At 65.8% G+C, this 14,782-nt stretch carries 10 protein-coding genes; 3 read left to right on the forward strand and 7 right to left on the reverse strand.

The window, feature by feature from the left end:
* Positions 1 to 9 precede the first annotated feature (9 nt).
* Positions 10 to 2,247, reverse strand: a complete 2,238-nt coding sequence (locus tag AC16HO_RS07355; RefSeq protein ID WP_395643405.1) for an NADP-dependent isocitrate dehydrogenase — start codon at positions 2,245 to 2,247, stop codon at positions 10 to 12.
* A 558-nt stretch (positions 2,248 to 2,805) separates the two neighbouring features.
* Between AC16HO_RS07355 and AC16HO_RS07360 the strand changes: the two genes are divergently transcribed.
* Entirely contained in the window at positions 2,806 to 4,221 is a 1,416-nt protein-coding gene (locus AC16HO_RS07360) for an MBOAT family O-acyltransferase (RefSeq protein ID WP_395643404.1), read from the forward strand.
* A gap of 28 nt (positions 4,222 to 4,249) precedes the next feature.
* Complete coding sequence (locus AC16HO_RS07365) at positions 4,250 to 5,371, forward strand: hypothetical protein (RefSeq protein ID WP_395643403.1); 1,122 nt, start codon at positions 4,250 to 4,252, stop codon at positions 5,369 to 5,371.
* A gap of 9 nt (positions 5,372 to 5,380) precedes the next feature.
* Here AC16HO_RS07365 and cysG read toward each other — a convergent pair whose 3' ends face one another.
* The 5 genes from cysG to AC16HO_RS07390 form a co-directional block, all read right to left on the reverse strand.
* On the reverse strand, positions 5,381 to 6,814 hold the full coding sequence (gene cysG / locus AC16HO_RS07370) for a siroheme synthase CysG (RefSeq protein ID WP_395643402.1): 1,434 nt from the start codon (positions 6,812 to 6,814) through the stop codon (positions 5,381 to 5,383).
* Positions 6,815 to 6,930: 116 nt separating this feature from the next.
* The gene (locus AC16HO_RS07375; RefSeq protein WP_395643401.1) at positions 6,931 to 10,119 is read right to left on the reverse strand and encodes a multidrug efflux RND transporter permease subunit; all 3,189 of its coding nucleotides are present in this window, start codon (positions 10,117 to 10,119) and stop codon (positions 6,931 to 6,933) included.
* A gap of 119 nt (positions 10,120 to 10,238) precedes the next feature.
* The gene (locus AC16HO_RS07380; RefSeq protein ID WP_395643400.1) at positions 10,239 to 11,381 is read right to left on the reverse strand and encodes an efflux RND transporter periplasmic adaptor subunit; all 1,143 of its coding nucleotides are present in this window, start codon (positions 11,379 to 11,381) and stop codon (positions 10,239 to 10,241) included.
* A gap of 170 nt (positions 11,382 to 11,551) precedes the next feature.
* Positions 11,552 to 12,667, reverse strand: coding sequence for a cell division protein ZapE (gene zapE, locus AC16HO_RS07385; protein ID WP_395643399.1), 1,116 nt, complete (start codon positions 12,665 to 12,667; stop codon positions 11,552 to 11,554).
* Positions 12,664 to 13,341 (reverse strand): alpha/beta hydrolase, encoded by a 678-nt coding sequence (locus AC16HO_RS07390; RefSeq protein WP_395643398.1) that lies wholly within the window; start codon positions 13,339 to 13,341, stop codon positions 12,664 to 12,666. Before AC16HO_RS07390 ends, zapE begins: the two co-directional genes overlap by 4 nt.
* A gap of 39 nt (positions 13,342 to 13,380) precedes the next feature.
* Between AC16HO_RS07390 and AC16HO_RS07395 the strand changes: the two genes are divergently transcribed.
* Entirely contained in the window at positions 13,381 to 14,001 is a 621-nt protein-coding gene (locus AC16HO_RS07395; RefSeq protein ID WP_395643397.1) for an acyl carrier protein phosphodiesterase, read from the forward strand.
* A gap of 68 nt (positions 14,002 to 14,069) precedes the next feature.
* Here the strand turns inward: AC16HO_RS07395 and AC16HO_RS07400 are convergent, their stop codons facing one another.
* Complete coding sequence (locus tag AC16HO_RS07400) at positions 14,070 to 14,600, reverse strand: c-type cytochrome (RefSeq protein ID WP_395643396.1); 531 nt, start codon at positions 14,598 to 14,600, stop codon at positions 14,070 to 14,072.
* Positions 14,601 to 14,782 lie beyond the last annotated feature (182 nt).

The raw sequence follows: 14,782 nt of genomic DNA on the forward strand, positions 1-14,782 counted from the left end.
CGCCCGCCCTCAGCCGGCGAACGCCGCCAGTGCCGCGTTGAAAGTCGTACTCGGCCGCATGACCGCGTTGGTCTTGTCCGCGTCGGGCAGATAGTAGCCGCCGATGTCAGCCGGCTTGCCTTGCACAGCCGCGAGTTCGTCTATGATCGTCGCTTCGCCGGCGGCCAGGGCGTCGGCCAGCGGCTTGAAACAGTCGGCGAGCTCGCTGTCCTCGGTCTGTGCGGCCAGCGCCTGGGCCCAGTACAGCGCCAGGTAGAAATGGCTGCCGCGGTTGTCGAGTTGTCCGGCCTTGGGGCTGGGGCCTTTGTTGTTGTCGAGCAGCTTGCCGGTGGCGGCGTCGAGCGCGCGGGCCAGCAGCTTGGCCTTGGCGTTGTTGTTCTTGATGCCCAGTTCTTCGAGGCTCACGGCCAGGGCGAGGAATTCGCCCAGGGAGTCCCAGCGCAGGTGGTTTTCCTCGACCAGCTGCTGCACGTGCTTGGGCGCCGAGCCGCCGGCACCGGTTTCGTACATGCCGCCGCCGGCCATCAGCGGCACGATCGAGAGCATCTTGGCCGAGGTGCCCAGTTCCATGATCGGGAACAGGTCGGTCAGGTAGTCGCGCAGGATATTGCCTGTGGCGCTGATCGTGTCCAGCCCGCGGATCACGCGCTCAAGCGTGTAGCGCATCGCGCGCACCTGGCTCATGATCTGGATGTCGAGCCCGACGGTGTTGTGCTCGTGCAGGTACATCTTGACCTTGGTGATCAGCTGGGCCTCGTGCGGACGGTAGGCGTCCAGCCAGAACACCACAGGCATGCCCGAGTTGCGCGCGCGCGTGACCGCGAGCTTGACCCAGTCGCGGATGGCCGCGTCCTTGACCTGGCACATGCGCCAGATGTCGCCCTGCTCGACGTTCTGGCTCATCAGTACCTCGCCGGTGGCCAGGTCGGTGATGTTGGCAATGCCATCTTCGGGAATCTCGAAGGTCTTGTCGTGCGAGCCGTATTCCTCGGCCTGCTGCGCCATCAGGCCGACGTTGGGCACCGTGCCCATCGTGCGCGGGTCGAAGGCGCCGTGCCATTTGCAGAAGTTGATCATCTCCTGGTAGATGCGGGCGAAGGTCGATTCGGGCATCACCGCCTTGACGTCCTTGAGGCGGCCATCGGCGCCATACATCTTGCCGCCGCTGCGGATCGCCGCGGGCATCGAGGCGTCGACGATGACGTCGTTGGGCGAATGGAAATTGGTGATGCCCTTGGCCGAGTCCACCATCGCAAGTTCAGGACGGTGCTCGTGGCAGGCGTGCAGGTCGCGCTTGATCTCGTCCTGCGTGCTCTGCGGCAGAGCGGCGATCTTGGTATACAGGTCGATCATGCCGTTGTTGACGTTGATGCCCAGCTCGTCGAACAGCTTGCCGTGCTTGTCGAAGGCCTCGCGGTAGAAGATGCGCACGCAGTGGCCGAACACGATCGGATGGGACACCTTCATCATCGTCGCCTTGACGTGCAGCGAGAACATCACGCCGGTCTTGCGCGCGTCCTCGATCTCCTTTTCGTAGAAGGCCAGCAGCGCCTTCTTGCTCATGAACATGGAGTCGATCACCTCGCGGTCCTGCAGCGAGACCTTGGGCTTGAGCACGATGGTCTTGCCGCTCCGGGTGATCAACTCCATCTTCACGTCGCGCGCGCGATCCAGCGTCATCGACTTCTCGCCATGATAGAAGTCGCCGCCGTGCATGTGCGACACGTGCGAGCGCGAGGCCTGGCTCCACTCGTCCATGCGGTGCGGGTTCTTGCGCGCGTATTCCTTGACCGCCTTGGGCGCGCGGCGGTCGGAGTTGCCCTCGCGCAGCACCGGGTTCACCGCGCTGCCGATGCAGCGGTTGTAGCGCGCGCGGACCTCTTTCTCCACCTCGTTCTTGGGGTTCTCGGGGAAGTCGGGAAGCTTGTAGCCCTTGTCCTGCAGCTCCTTGATCGCCGCCTTGAGCTGCGCCACCGAAGCGCTGATGTTGGGCAGCTTGATGATGTTGGCCTCGGGCTTGAGCGTGAGCTTGCCCAGTTCGGCCAGGTTGTCGGGTACGCGTTGCGCCTCGCTCAGCGCCTCGGGGAACTGGCCGAGGATGCGGCTGGCCACCGAAATGTCGCTGGTCGCCACTTCGATGCCCGCCGGTTTCGCGAAGGCCTGGATGATCGGCAACAGCGAGGCCGTGGCCAGACGCGGCGCTTCATCGGTGAGTGTGTAGATGATCTTGGGGTTTGCGGCAGTCATTGCAGTTCTCTGTACGGGCTATTTCGGCCGCCGCCGCTGCTTGCCCAGCGGTCCCTTGATCGAGACGAGCTGGTCTCGACAGGCCTCGACGGTCGAAATCGAAGAATGGAAGAAAAAGCGCGTAAGCGTAGCAAAAACACGCATGCGCCGCGTAGCGTCATGGGTCGCAACCGGCTGTCATGGCCTCCGTGATCCTTGACTGCGAGCGCAAGAAACGATGCGACTTTCTGGATGGCCATCCACCCGGCAGGCGCACGATGTCAGGGCCAGACTACGCCGTTTTGCACCAGAATCGTGCGTGCCTCACCCTGTTGCTGCGGCACGGCCGGTGGCTGGTCTGGGTGCAACCGCAGGCGGACGAAGAATGCGGCTGGGCGAAGCCATCGTGCTGCTGAAGTAGCCCCCCCCTGCCCCTTACTCCGCTCGCAGCGGAAGCGACAGCCGCGGGACTGGGCATCGAGGCAAAGGCACGTCGCAGACGGAGTGATTGCGGCGCGGCCGCGACAGGCGCATGATCCGCCGCGCAATAGCGATCCGGATCGTCGGTCGGGAGGGGCCATGGTCTTCAATTCGCTCACGTTCGTCGTTTTCTTCGCCTGCGTGCTGGTGCTGCACAACCTGCCGCTGTCCTGGACCGCGAAGAAGATCAATCTGCTCATGGCAAGCTATCTGTTCTACTCGGCGTGGAACCCGCCGTTCGTGGTCCTGCTGTGGGTGTCGACCATCGTCGACTGGTACGCGGCGCAAGGCCTCGTCAAAGCCAAACGCGAATCGGCGCGGCATGCGTGGATGCTGCTCTCGGTCGTCGCCAACCTCGGCATGCTCGGTTATTTCAAGTACGGCCAGTTTTTGCTCGACAACTTCGGCGCGCTGATGGCGTCGCTCGGCGTCGCCTGGCAGCCGGCGAAGTACGACATCGTGCTTCCGGTCGGCATCTCTTTCTACACGTTTGCAACGATGGCGTACACGCTCGATGTCTATTTGCGCCGGGCCGAGCCCGCACGCAACCTGCTCGACTACGCGCTGTTCGTGACGTTCTTTCCGCACCTCGTCGCCGGACCGATCATGCGCCCGACCGAACTCGTGCCGCAGTTCGAGCAACCACGCAAGGCGAGCGGCGAGCAATTGCGCTTCGGCCTTGCGTTGATGACGCTCGGCCTGTTCAACAAGATCGTGCTTGCCGACAGCCTGCTGGCGTCGGCGGCCGAGCGCGTCTACGACTCAAGCAGGCTGCCTGGCATGCTCGACGCGTGGATCGGCACGCTGGCGTTCAGCGGCCAGATTTTCTGCGACTTCGCCGGCTACTCGACGACCGCGATCGGCGCGGCGTTGTGCCTCGGCTTCGCGATGCCCGACAACTTCCGCTTCCCGTATGCGGCGGTCGGCTTCTCGGATTTCTGGCGACGCTGGCACATCACGCTGTCGTCGTGGTTGCGCGACTACCTCTACATTCCGCTCGGTGGCAACCGCCGTGGCGCCGCGCGTACATATGTCGCGCTGATGCTGACGATGCTGCTCGGCGGTCTGTGGCACGGAGCGAACTGGACGTTCGTCGCCTGGGGCGGCCTGCACGGACTCTATCTCTCGGTCGAGCGCGCACTGCGCGCGCGTTTCGCGAACTACCGGCCTGGGCCGGCCATGTTCGTCGCGCTCGGTCTGCTGACCTGGATGCTCGTCAACCTGACCTGGGTGTTCTTCCGCGCGAAAACCTTTGCCAAGGCGTGGACGGTGCTTTGCGGCATGTTCGGACTGAACGGCGGCGCGCGGCCGATCCTCGCGACGTACTACCTCGTTTCGGTCAGCGTCGTGGTCGGTGCGATCGTGCTGACCCACTGGTTCATGCGTGCGCGCACCCTCGAATCGGTCGTCGCGCGCACGCCGGCGGCGGCGCTGTGCGCCGTTTGGGCGCTGATGGCATTCGCGATCGTCATCGCACAGGGGGAAGGCAGTGCCTTCATCTACTTCCAGTTCTGAATCGGCTGGTTCCGCCCCGGCGCGCCGCATGCGCGGCGACTACGCGCGCGAGACCGCGGCAGAGCGCCCCGGGATCGCACAGCCGGTACCGGTGCGCGAAGTGCCGGCGCTGGCGTGGCGGCCGATTTTTCTCGTCAGCCTGCTGCTGTTCCTGGTCTTGCTCGGCGCGTGGGAGGCGTACTGGCGCGCGTTCGGCGCGACGCCGGGCTACTACAACAGCGACGGCGAATGGGCGCAGCAACGGCGCCGCATCGATGCGGGGGAAGGCAACAAAACCGTGCTGATCGGTGCATCGCGCATGTTGTTCGATCTGCGGCTCGATGTATGGCAGAAGGCGGCCGGCGAGCGCCCGATCCAGCTGGCGATCGAGGGTACCTCGGCCCTGCCCGTGCTTGAGGATCTCGCTGCCGATCCGAATTTCACCGGGCACCTGCTGGTCGGCGTTGCCTCGGATGTCCTCTTCGCCGGCTTCGCCTATCGCGGCGACGTGGTGCCGTACTACCACAAGCAGTCGCCATCGCAGCGCGTCGGCAACCGGTTGTCGCGCTGGCTGATCGAGCCGTATTTCGCCTTCTTCGACTTCGACTTCGCGCTTGCCGCAGTGCTCAAGCGGCAGGGCTGGCCCGCGCGCGCGCGCATGCCGGTCATCCACGACGTACGCAAGCTGCTCGAGCAGGGTCCCGACCGCGATACGCACATGTGGAGCAAGGTCGAAACCGACCCGCAATACCGCGAACTTGCGCGCGCGATCTGGGCGCAGCGCTTCGACGCACCGCCACCACCCAACATGGATACGCCGGAGAAGCTGCAGAAAGTCATCGACACGCAGATCGAGCGCGCGGTCGCCGCGGTGACGAAGTTGCGCGCGCGCGGCGTCAAGGTGCTGTTCGTGCGCCCGCCGACCGGCGGTCGCTACCTCGAGTTCGACAACAAGGTGTTCCCGCGCGAGAAAACCTGGGACGTGCTGCTCGCGAAGACCGGCGCGCCGGGCATCCACTTCCAGGACTACCCCGAACTCCATCGGAACTGGGACCTGCCGGAATGGTCGCACCTGTCGCTGGCCGACTCCGGGCACTACACCACCGCGCTCTACACGATCATCGAACGCGACTTCTGGCCGAAGGACGACAAGCACGCGGCAGCGCGCTAGGCCACCCGACTATCGGTCGACGGGCGGCGCCGCGAACCAATGGTTCTGCGCCGCCAACGCGGCGACCGCGCCGACGATCAGCAACGCCGGTGCGTGCACGTCGTGCGTCCGCACGCGTTCGACCAGGTCGGCGAGGGTGCCGAGCACGATGCGCTGCTCGGGCCGCGTGCCGTTTTCGACGATCGCGAACGGCGTGTCCGCAGGCCAGCCGTCGGCGAGCAGACGGTCGCGCAGCGGCGGCGCCTCGGCCACGCCCATGTAGATCGCCAGCGTTTCGCCGGCTGCGGTCAGCACGCCGTCTTCGGTTTCGCTGCGGCGCCGATGCGCGGTGGCGAAGCGCACGCTCTGCGCGTGGTCGCGATGGGTCAGCGGTATGCCGGCGTAGGCCGCGCAGGCGATCGCCGCGGTGATGCCGGGCACGATCGAATAGCGGATCCCGTGTTCGCGCAGATATTCGATTTCCTCGCCGCCACGGCCGAAGATGAAGGCGTCGCCACCCTTGACGCGCACCACGCGCTTGCCACGGCGCGCCTCGTCGAGCATCAGTTCGTTGATCTGCGCCTGCGGCGTGTGGTGCTTGCCGACGATCTTGCCGACATCGATGCGTTCGGCGTCGCGCCGCGCGAGGTCGAGTACTTCGGGGCTGACCAGGCGGTCGTGCAGGATCACGTCGGCTTCGTTGAGTGCCCGCAGTGCATTGAGCGTGATCAAACCCGGATCGCCCGGCCCGGCGCCGACCAAGGTGACGGAACCTTGCTCCGGCAGCGGGTGCGGATGCGAGCTGGAGACCCGCGCATCGGCGCCCGGCGCAGCCGATCCGGCCAGTTCCGCATCGAGCGCGGCACCGGCGTCGTCAACCCGCTGCGCCGCGGCGAGGCGCATCACCGGACCGCGCAGCAGCGTTTCGTAGAAGCGCCGCCGCGCGGGAAGGTTGGCGTAGCGCGCGCGGATGCGCGCCCGCGCGCGCTCGAGCAGCGCAGCAAGCACACCCCAGCTGTGGTCGAACAGGGTCTCGATGCGCTCGCGCGCGAGCCGCGCGAGCATCGGCGCGGCGCCGCCGGTGGAAACGGCGATCATCAACGGCGAACGGTCGACGATCGACGGCACCTGGAACGTGCACAGCGAGGGTTCGTCGACGACATTGACCAAGACGCGGCGCGTACCGGCAGCCGCGGCGACGCGCGCATTCAATTCGCGATCGTCGGTCGCGGCGATGGCCAGCCAGCAACCGTCGAGCAACCCGTCGTCGAAAGCCGCGGCACCGCGCCGCACCTTGCCAACGACGATCCATTGGTCGAAAAGCTTCGTCACCTGCGAGGCGACGATCTCGACTTGCGCCCCGGCGCCGATCAGCAGCGCAGCCTTGCGCTCGGCGACCGCACCGCCGCCGACGATCAGTACGCGGCGACCGGACAGGTCGGCGAACAACGGAAACAGATGCATGGCGCCCTCGCTCGGGATCGACCGCCATTCTCGCGCGCGCCGACCGGCTTGGATATCCCCAAATGCAAACGGCCCGGAGAGCCGGGCCGTTTTGTCCGCGTCACTGCTGCGCGGACTCAGCCGCGGCCACCGTGCGCGCTTGGGTCGAGCTGGGTCCGGGGTTCCTCGCGCGGCTCGATCTCGTCGCCGAGCAGGCGACGCATCGCGACATAGAAGATCGGGATGAACAACAGGCCGAAGAAGGTCGCGAACAGCATGCCGCCGATCACGCCGGTGCCGATCGCATGGCGCGAATTGGCGCCGGCGCCGGTCGATACCGCGAGCGGAAACACGCCGAGGATGAAGGCGAACGAGGTCATCAGGATCGGCCGCAGGCGCAGCCGTGCCGCATCGACCACGGCCGCGCCGAGATGGCGCCCGGCGCGCTGCTCGGCGACCGCGAACTCGACGATCAGGATCGCGTTTTTCGCGGCGAGGCCGATGATCGTGATGATGCCGATCTTGAAGTAGACGTCGTTGGAGAGGCCGCGCGCCCAGGTGAACGACACCGCGCCGAGCACGCCGAGCGGAACCACCAGCAACACCGAAATGGGAACCGACCAGCTCTCGTACAAGGCGGCGAGACAGAGGAAGACGATGAGGATCGACAGCGCATAGAGCATCGGCGCCTGATTGCCCGAGATGATTTCCTGCAGCGACTGGCCGGTCCAGTCGAAGCCGAAGCCGTTCGGCAGATCATTCCTGATGATGTTCTGCATCGCCGCCATCGCCTCGCCCGAGCTGCGCCCGGGTGCCTGCGCACCGACAATTTCGATCGCCGAATAGCCGTTGTAGCGGGTCAGCGTCGGCGGGCCCTGCTTCCATTCGGTCGAGACCACGTTCGACAGCGGGATCATCGCCGGCAGTGTGGCCGTGCCGGTGCTCGTCGCCACGGTTTCGCTCTGTGTCGAACTCGGCACGAAGAAACGGTTGAGCGCATCGGGGTTCATGCGGAACGGTGCGTCGGCCTGCATGTTCACACGCTGCACCCGGCCCTGATAGAAGAAATCGTTGGCGTAGACCGGCGCGAGCATCAACTGGATGGCCGTATAGACGTCCGTGAGCGACAGACCCATCGCCTGCGCCTGGACGCGGTCGACCTTCATCGCCAGTTGCGTGGTGGGCGGCAGGCCGTTCGGGCGCACGCCGGTGAGCAGATCCTTTCTTTCACCGGCCTTGCCGAGCAGGGTGTTCTGTGCCTCGAGCAGCGCGGCGTAGCCGGCGCCGGCGCGGTCCTGCAGGTACATGTCGAAACCACCGAACTGGCCGAGGCCGCGGATCGTCGGCAAGTTGACCACGAACGCCTGGGCGTCGCGGAAGCCCGTGGACAGCGCGCCGTTGAGCTGCCTGATTGTTTCCGCGGCCGTGTTCTTGCGCTCACTCCAGGGTTTGAGGCGGATGAATGCCATGCCGGTGTTCTCACCGTTGCCGACGAAGCTGAAGCCGGACACCGCGATCACGCCCTCGACCGCCTCGTTCTTGCGGATCAGTTCACCGATCCCGCCCATCACCGTCTTTGTGCGCTCGAGACTCGAACCCGACGGCAGCAGCACGACGGCGAAGGCGAAGCCCTGGTCTTCCTCGGGCACGAAACTCGACGGCAGCTTGGCGAAGGCGAAGCCGCAGAGCACGGCGACGACCGCGAACAGCGCCATCCAGCGCGGCATGTGCCTGATCGCGGCAAAAATATGCCCGGTGTAGGTCGTCTGCACGCGGTCGAAGACGCGGTTGAACAGACGGAAGAAGGCATTCTTCCGGGTCGCGTGAAGCGGTTCGAGGATCGTCGCGCACAGCGCCGGCGTGAACATCAGCGCGAGGAATGCGGAGAACGCGGTCGACAGCGCGATCGTCAGGCAGAACTGGCGGAAGATCGCGCCGGCCGAGCCGGACTGCAGCGCGCTCGGGATGAACACAGCCATGAGCACCACGGCGATGGCGACGACCGCGCCTGAAATCTGCCCCATTGCCTTGCGCGTGGCGTCCCTGGGCGAGGCACCTTCCTCGGCCATGATGCGCTCGACGTTCTCGATCACCACGATTGCATCGTCGACGACGATGCCGATCACGAGCACCATGCCGAACAGCGAGAGCTGATTGATCGTGAAGCCGACCATCCACATGCCGAGGAAGCCGCCCATCAGCGCGACCGGGATCACGAGCAGGGCGATGATCGTCATGCGCAGGTTCTGCAGGAACACGAGCATGACGAGGAAGACGAGGATGATCGCCTCGACCAGCGTCTGCACGACCTCCTCGATCGAGATCGTGATGAACGGCGTGGTGTCGTAGGGCACGAACCAGGACACGCCATGCGGAAAGCTCTGCTGCAATTCGGCAAGCCTGGTCTTGACCGCCTTGCCGACGCCGAGCGCATTGGCGCCGGTCTGCAATTGCACGGCGAAGCCGGCGACGGCCTGACCGTTGTAGGTCACGCTGGTGCCATAGACGAACGGCCCGAGCTCGACGCGCGCGACGTCCTTCAGGCGCACCGTGGTGCCGTCTTTGTTCGCGCGCAGGATGATGTCCTCGAACTGTGCAGGGGTGGTGAAGCGGCTCTCGGCGGTCACCGTCGCCGAAAAGCCGTTGCCCGGCACCGCCGGCTCCGCACCGAGCGAGCCCGCGGCAACCTGGACGTTCTGCGCGCGCACCGCGGCGAGCGCCTGCGCCGCGGCCATGTTGTAGCCCTTGAGCTTGTCCGCGTCGAGCCAGATGCGCATCGCGTACTCGGAACCGAACTGGCGCACGTTGCCGACGCCGGGCAGGCGCTGGATCTGCGGGATAACGCTCGCCGCGAGCATGTTGTTGAGCGCGTAGGAATCGAGCGAGCCGTCGTCGGATTTCAACATGGCGACCATGAGGAAGTCCGGGTTCTGCTTGGCGACGACAATGCCCTGCTGGGTCACTTCGCTGGGAAGGCGCGGCGTCGCCAGGGAAACCTTGTTTTGCGTCTGCACCTGGGCGATGTCGGCGTTGGTGCCAGGTTCGAAGGTCAGCGTGATCGTCGCCGAACCATCCGAACCCGAGCTCGAGCTGAAGTAGGCGAGGTTGTCGATGCCGGTCAACTGTTGCTCGATCACCTGGGTCACGGTTTTCTCTACCGTGCTCGCGTCGGCGCCCTGATAGTTCGCCGCGACGACGACCTGCGGCGGTGCGATCGACGGATAGGATTCGATACCGAGCTGGGTGATCGAGATCACGCCGCCGAGCGTGATCAGGATGGCGACGACCCAGGCGAAGATCGGACGGTCGATGAAGAAATTGGGCATGGGTCTGGTTGCTCGGAAAGCGCTATGCGCAAATCAAAAAGAATTGCCGCCAAACCGCGAACAAGGGCCGAACGAATCTGGTATGGCTTTCTTCGTGGCTTCGTCGCGGATCTTTGCTCCTACTTCGCTGCCGTCGGCGTTGGCTGCCATGGCGCCGCCTTGGCCGGCTCGCCGGGCTTGACCTTCTGCAGGCCGCTGACGATGACCTGATCGCCGTCGACGAGGCCGTCGGTGACAATCCAGCTGTCGCCGCGCAGACGCTCGGCCTTGATCTGCTTTTGCGCGACGTTGCCGTCGGCACCGACGACAAGCACGTACGGCCCGTTCGCGTCGCGCTGCACTGCGCGCTGCGAGACCAGCCAGGCGTGCTTGAGATCGCCGAGAGTCAGGCGCACGTTGACGAACTGCCCGGGCAGCAGGCGATGCTGCGGATTGGGCACCGTGCCGCGCAACGACACCGCACCGGTCGCCGCGTCGACTGCCTGGTCGGAGAAATCGAGCACACCCGGTTCGCTGTACACCGCCCCGCCGGGCAGCAGCAACTCGAGCTTGGCCTTGTCCGGCTCGGCAAGGTCGACGCTGCCGGACGCCGCGGACGCGCGCAGCCTGTCGAGTTCGCCAACCGCCAGGGTGAAATTGACGTAAAGCGGGTCGACCTGGTCGATGCGTGCGAGCAAGGTCGCCTCGCCCTGGCCAACCAGGGCGCCTTCGGTGACCTGCTGCTGGCCGGCGCGACCGGCGATCGGCGCGGTCACATTGGTGTAGTCGAGGTTGATTCTGGCCGACTCGGCGTTGGCCTGCGCCTGCTTGACCGCGGCCGCGGCGGTGCGTTCGGCGGCATTGGCGTTGTCGACGTCGCTCTTCGACAGCAGGCCCTTGGCGCCGATACTGCGCGCGCGCTCGGCGGCGACGTGCGCATTGGTATAGGTCGCCTGCGCCGCAGCCAGATTGGCGAGCTGCGCGTTGTAGGCTGCACGCATCGGCGCCGGGTCGATCTCGAACAGGAGCTGGCCTTGCTTGACGTCGCTGCCTTCGACGTAGGCGCGTTTTCGCAGCACGCCGGCAACGCGCGCGCGCACATCGGCGCTGCGCACGGCGGCGAGGCGGCCAGTCAATTCCTGGGTCAGCGGCACGGCTTGCGCGTGCGCCGCGACCACGCCGACTTCGGGCGGTGGCGGCTTCTGCTGCTGCTGGGGCTTGCCGCAGCCGGTTGCGAGGACGGCGGCGGAGAGGAACAGGATGCGCGCAGAAATCTGGGGCATGGAAGCCTCGAAACAGAGACAAAACGGGGGCGGAGCAAAGTTCGCGCAATATCGGCGCGATGGCAAGCATGCAGCCGGTATTATTGGACTGAAAAGTACATTAAAAGCAACGGCTTGCGCCCCTGCCGGAAGTCACGGCCGGAACCGGCCAGGCGCAGCGACGAGACCGTTCAGTGCCGGTGGCCGATGGCGAGATATTCGCGGCTCTGCATCTCGATCAACCGGCTTTCGGTGCGCGCGAACTCGAATTTCAGACGCCTGCCGCGGTACAGCTCGGAAATCGGCGCCGCGGCCGAGAGCACGAGGTTGACGCCACGGTCGTAGAACTCGTCGACGAGATTGACGAAGCGCCGCGCCGCATCCTCGCTGGCGGAAAAATCGACGAACTGCGGCACGTTCGAGACGAGCACGGTGTGGAAGCTCTTGCCGATCTCGATGTAATCGGCGACCGCGCGCGGGCCCTCGCACAGCGCGGTGAATTCGAACCAGATCGCGCCGTCGTTGACGTGCTTGAGCGGAATGTCGCGATCGTTGATGTCGATGGATTGCGGGGTTCGGGACTCGGAGCCCGGGGTTCGGGAAACCTCGGCGAATACTGCGGCAAGCCGTTCTTCCGCGTTGTCACCGAGCGGGGAAAAATAGACGCCGGCATGGGTCAGCGCACGCAGGCGGTAATCCTGCTGCGCATCGAGGCCGACGATTTCGCAGTTCTTTTCGAGTAGATCGATCGCGGGCAGGAAGCGCTCGCGCTGCAGGCCGTCCTTGTACAGGAGCTTGGGCACGATGTTCGAGGTCGTCACCAAGGTGACGCCGCGTGCGAACAAATGTTTCAACAAATTGCCGAGGATCATTGCGTCGCCGATGTCGCTGACGAAGAACTCGTCGAGACAGAACACGCGCGCCTCGGCGGCAAAATGCGCGGCGACCGCGACGAGTGGGTCCTCGTGGCCCTTGAGCCGGTTCAGTTCGACGTGCACTTCCTGCATGAAGCGGTGGAAATGGCGGCGCAACTTGGCTTCGAGCGGCAGCGATTCGTAGAACAAATCGACCAGAAACGTCTTGCCGCGCCCGACCGAGCCGTGCAGGTACAAACCCTTTACCGGCGGTGTCGCACGCAGACGCTGCCACCACCTGGTTTTTTCCGCGGCAAGCAGCTCGGCCTGGATGCGATCGAGGTACGCGAGCACGGCGCGCTGTGCGGGATCGTCCTCCCAACGCTGGTCGGCCACGCCTTGCGCGTAGAGCGCGCCCGGTGTACCAGGCTGCGTCCCTGCCGGTTTGTTCATGCGGCCGCCGGTGGCAAGTTCTCGCGCACGCGCTCGTGCACGATGCTGCGCAGCTCGATCAGTTTGCCGTGGAAGAAATGCCCGGTATCCGCGACCTTGACCAGGTCGGGCGGCGGCACGATCCGCGCGGCGAACGCGTACACCTCCCGCGGCGGCACGACATCGTCGGCCTCGCCCTGCACGATCAACCACGGGCAGGCCGGCGGCGCCAGCGCGCCGGTGTGGAAGCGTTTGACCGCGGGCGCGACCGTGATCAGCTGCGCCGTCTCGCACAGCGCCGCCGCGCGCATCGCGACGTAGCCGCCGAACGAGAATCCGGCCATCCACAACGCGGCCTGCGGACGTACGCGTCGCAGCCAGTCGACGATCGCGAGCGCGTCGTCGACTTCGCCGCGCGCGTGGTCGTATTCACCGCCCGACTTGCCAACGCCGCGAAAGTTGAAGCGCGCCGTGGCGAGGCCGAGTTCGCGCAGCGCGCGTTCCAGCGTGGTCACGACCTTGTTCGTCATCGTGCCGCCCTGCACCGGATTCGGGTGACAGATCACCGCGACACCATTGCGCGCGCCTTCGGTCGCAGGCAAATCCGTCGCAACCTCGAGCGCGCCCACGGGACCGGGAATGAGGAAGGTCCCCGCGGTCTCGGGAAAATGCTCGGGGGCAGGGGGTGTGTTCATGGGGTTGCGAATGATAGCCGATGCCCGCATCGTCTCCGCATGAACCATCTTGCCCACGTCCTCCTCGCCGGCCCCGACCCCGACCTGCAGCTCGGCGGCCTGCTCGCGGATTTTCACCGCGGCGCGCCCGATCCGGCCTGGCGTGACGGCGTGCGCGACGGCGTCGCGCTGCACCGGAAGATCGACGGCTACACCGATGGCCATGCGATAGTCGCGGGCCTGCGCTACCTGTTCGAACCGCCATTTCGCCGCTTCGCCGGCATCCTCATCGACATCTACTTCGATCATGCGCTCGCGCAGCGCTGGAGCGACTACGCACGCGGCGAGACGGTCGATGCCTTGTCCGCACACGCTTTGCATCTTGTAGAGGCCAATCGCGGCTGGCTGTCGCCCGAACTGCTGCGCTTCGCGGCGTACATGCGCACAAACGGGCTGTTCGGCGCCTACGCGCGACGGGAGATGATCGAGCAGGTACTCGCTGGTGTCGGCAGCCGTTTGCGGCATGCGAATCCACTGGCCGAAGCGGGTCCGACGCTGTGGAAAAACGCACAGTTACTCGATGCGGGATTCGAGGCGTTCTTTCCCGACCTGATCGCATTCGCCACGTCGTTTCACAACGACCGCAACGGAATCCAGGGCCGCTCCATCCCTCGGCATTGAGCGGCGGCTCCGCCACCCGCTCGAACGGCGAGAGTTATTGCTGCTGGCGCAGCCCGTCGGCAATAACCCTATTTGACCTGGCTCACCATCCACTCGACCGTGGCCTTGACCTGGGCGTCGGTCAGCGACGGGTTGCCGCCGCGCGCGGGCATCACGCCCTTCTTGCCGGTGAAACCCTCGGTCGCGTGCTTGACCAGCGTGTCGAGGCCCTCGGCCACGCGCGGCGCCCAGGCAGCCTTGTCGCTGAGCACCGGCGCGCCGGTTGCGGCGTTTTCATGGCAGGTTTGGCAGAGGTTGCCGAAGATCGTCTTGCCATCGGTGGTGCCGCCGTAGGCGACCTGCGCCGCCGCGGCCTTGGCTGCTGCCGCCTGCGCGTCCGCCAGCGCGGCCTTGCCGGTGTCGCCGGCATAGACACCGCCGACCGGCGCGATGCGCTGCTCCACTTCGTCGACGTGCGAGGGATTGATCGGCGGCGGGTTCTTCGAATACAGGTACAGCGCCACGCCGATCAGCGCGAACATGACCAGCACGAGAAAGCTGATCAGCTGCGAGAAGTGCTTGAGGAAGGTCCGGTCGGCGTCGGTTACGGGATTGGTCACGGGTCAGCACCTGTAGAAGCCGGCCTTGTCCGGCCGAGGAAAACGATCCGCACGGCGAAGGACCATGCGCAAGGCCACAAAGTATAGCGGCGAGTCCGTGCGCGCGGAAGGCGGGCCGCCTGCGAACCCGATTTCAGAGTCTGTCCTCGAAACGTGGCGAGCGCAGGGAATTTGCGCGTCGC

This window comes from Rudaea sp., assembly GCF_057139185.1.

Coding starts and splice junctions, on each gene's coding strand:
- AC16HO_RS07355 (WP_395643405.1), bottom strand. CDS start 2,247: ATGACTGCCGCAAACCCCAAGATCATCTACACACTCACCGATGAAGCG.
- AC16HO_RS07360 (WP_395643404.1), top strand. CDS start 2,806: ATGGTCTTCAATTCGCTCACGTTCGTCGTTTTCTTCGCCTGCGTGCTG.
- AC16HO_RS07365 (WP_395643403.1), top strand. CDS start 4,250: ATGCGCGGCGACTACGCGCGCGAGACCGCGGCAGAGCGCCCCGGGATC.
- cysG (WP_395643402.1), bottom strand. CDS start 6,814: ATGCATCTGTTTCCGTTGTTCGCCGACCTGTCCGGTCGCCGCGTACTG.
- AC16HO_RS07375 (WP_395643401.1), bottom strand. CDS start 10,119: ATGCCCAATTTCTTCATCGACCGTCCGATCTTCGCCTGGGTCGTCGCC.
- AC16HO_RS07380 (WP_395643400.1), bottom strand. CDS start 11,381: ATGCCCCAGATTTCTGCGCGCATCCTGTTCCTCTCCGCCGCCGTCCTC.
- zapE (WP_395643399.1), bottom strand. CDS start 12,667: ATGAACAAACCGGCAGGGACGCAGCCTGGTACACCGGGCGCGCTCTAC.
- AC16HO_RS07390 (WP_395643398.1), bottom strand. CDS start 13,341: ATGAACACACCCCCTGCCCCCGAGCATTTTCCCGAGACCGCGGGGACC.
- AC16HO_RS07395 (WP_395643397.1), top strand. CDS start 13,381: ATGAACCATCTTGCCCACGTCCTCCTCGCCGGCCCCGACCCCGACCTG.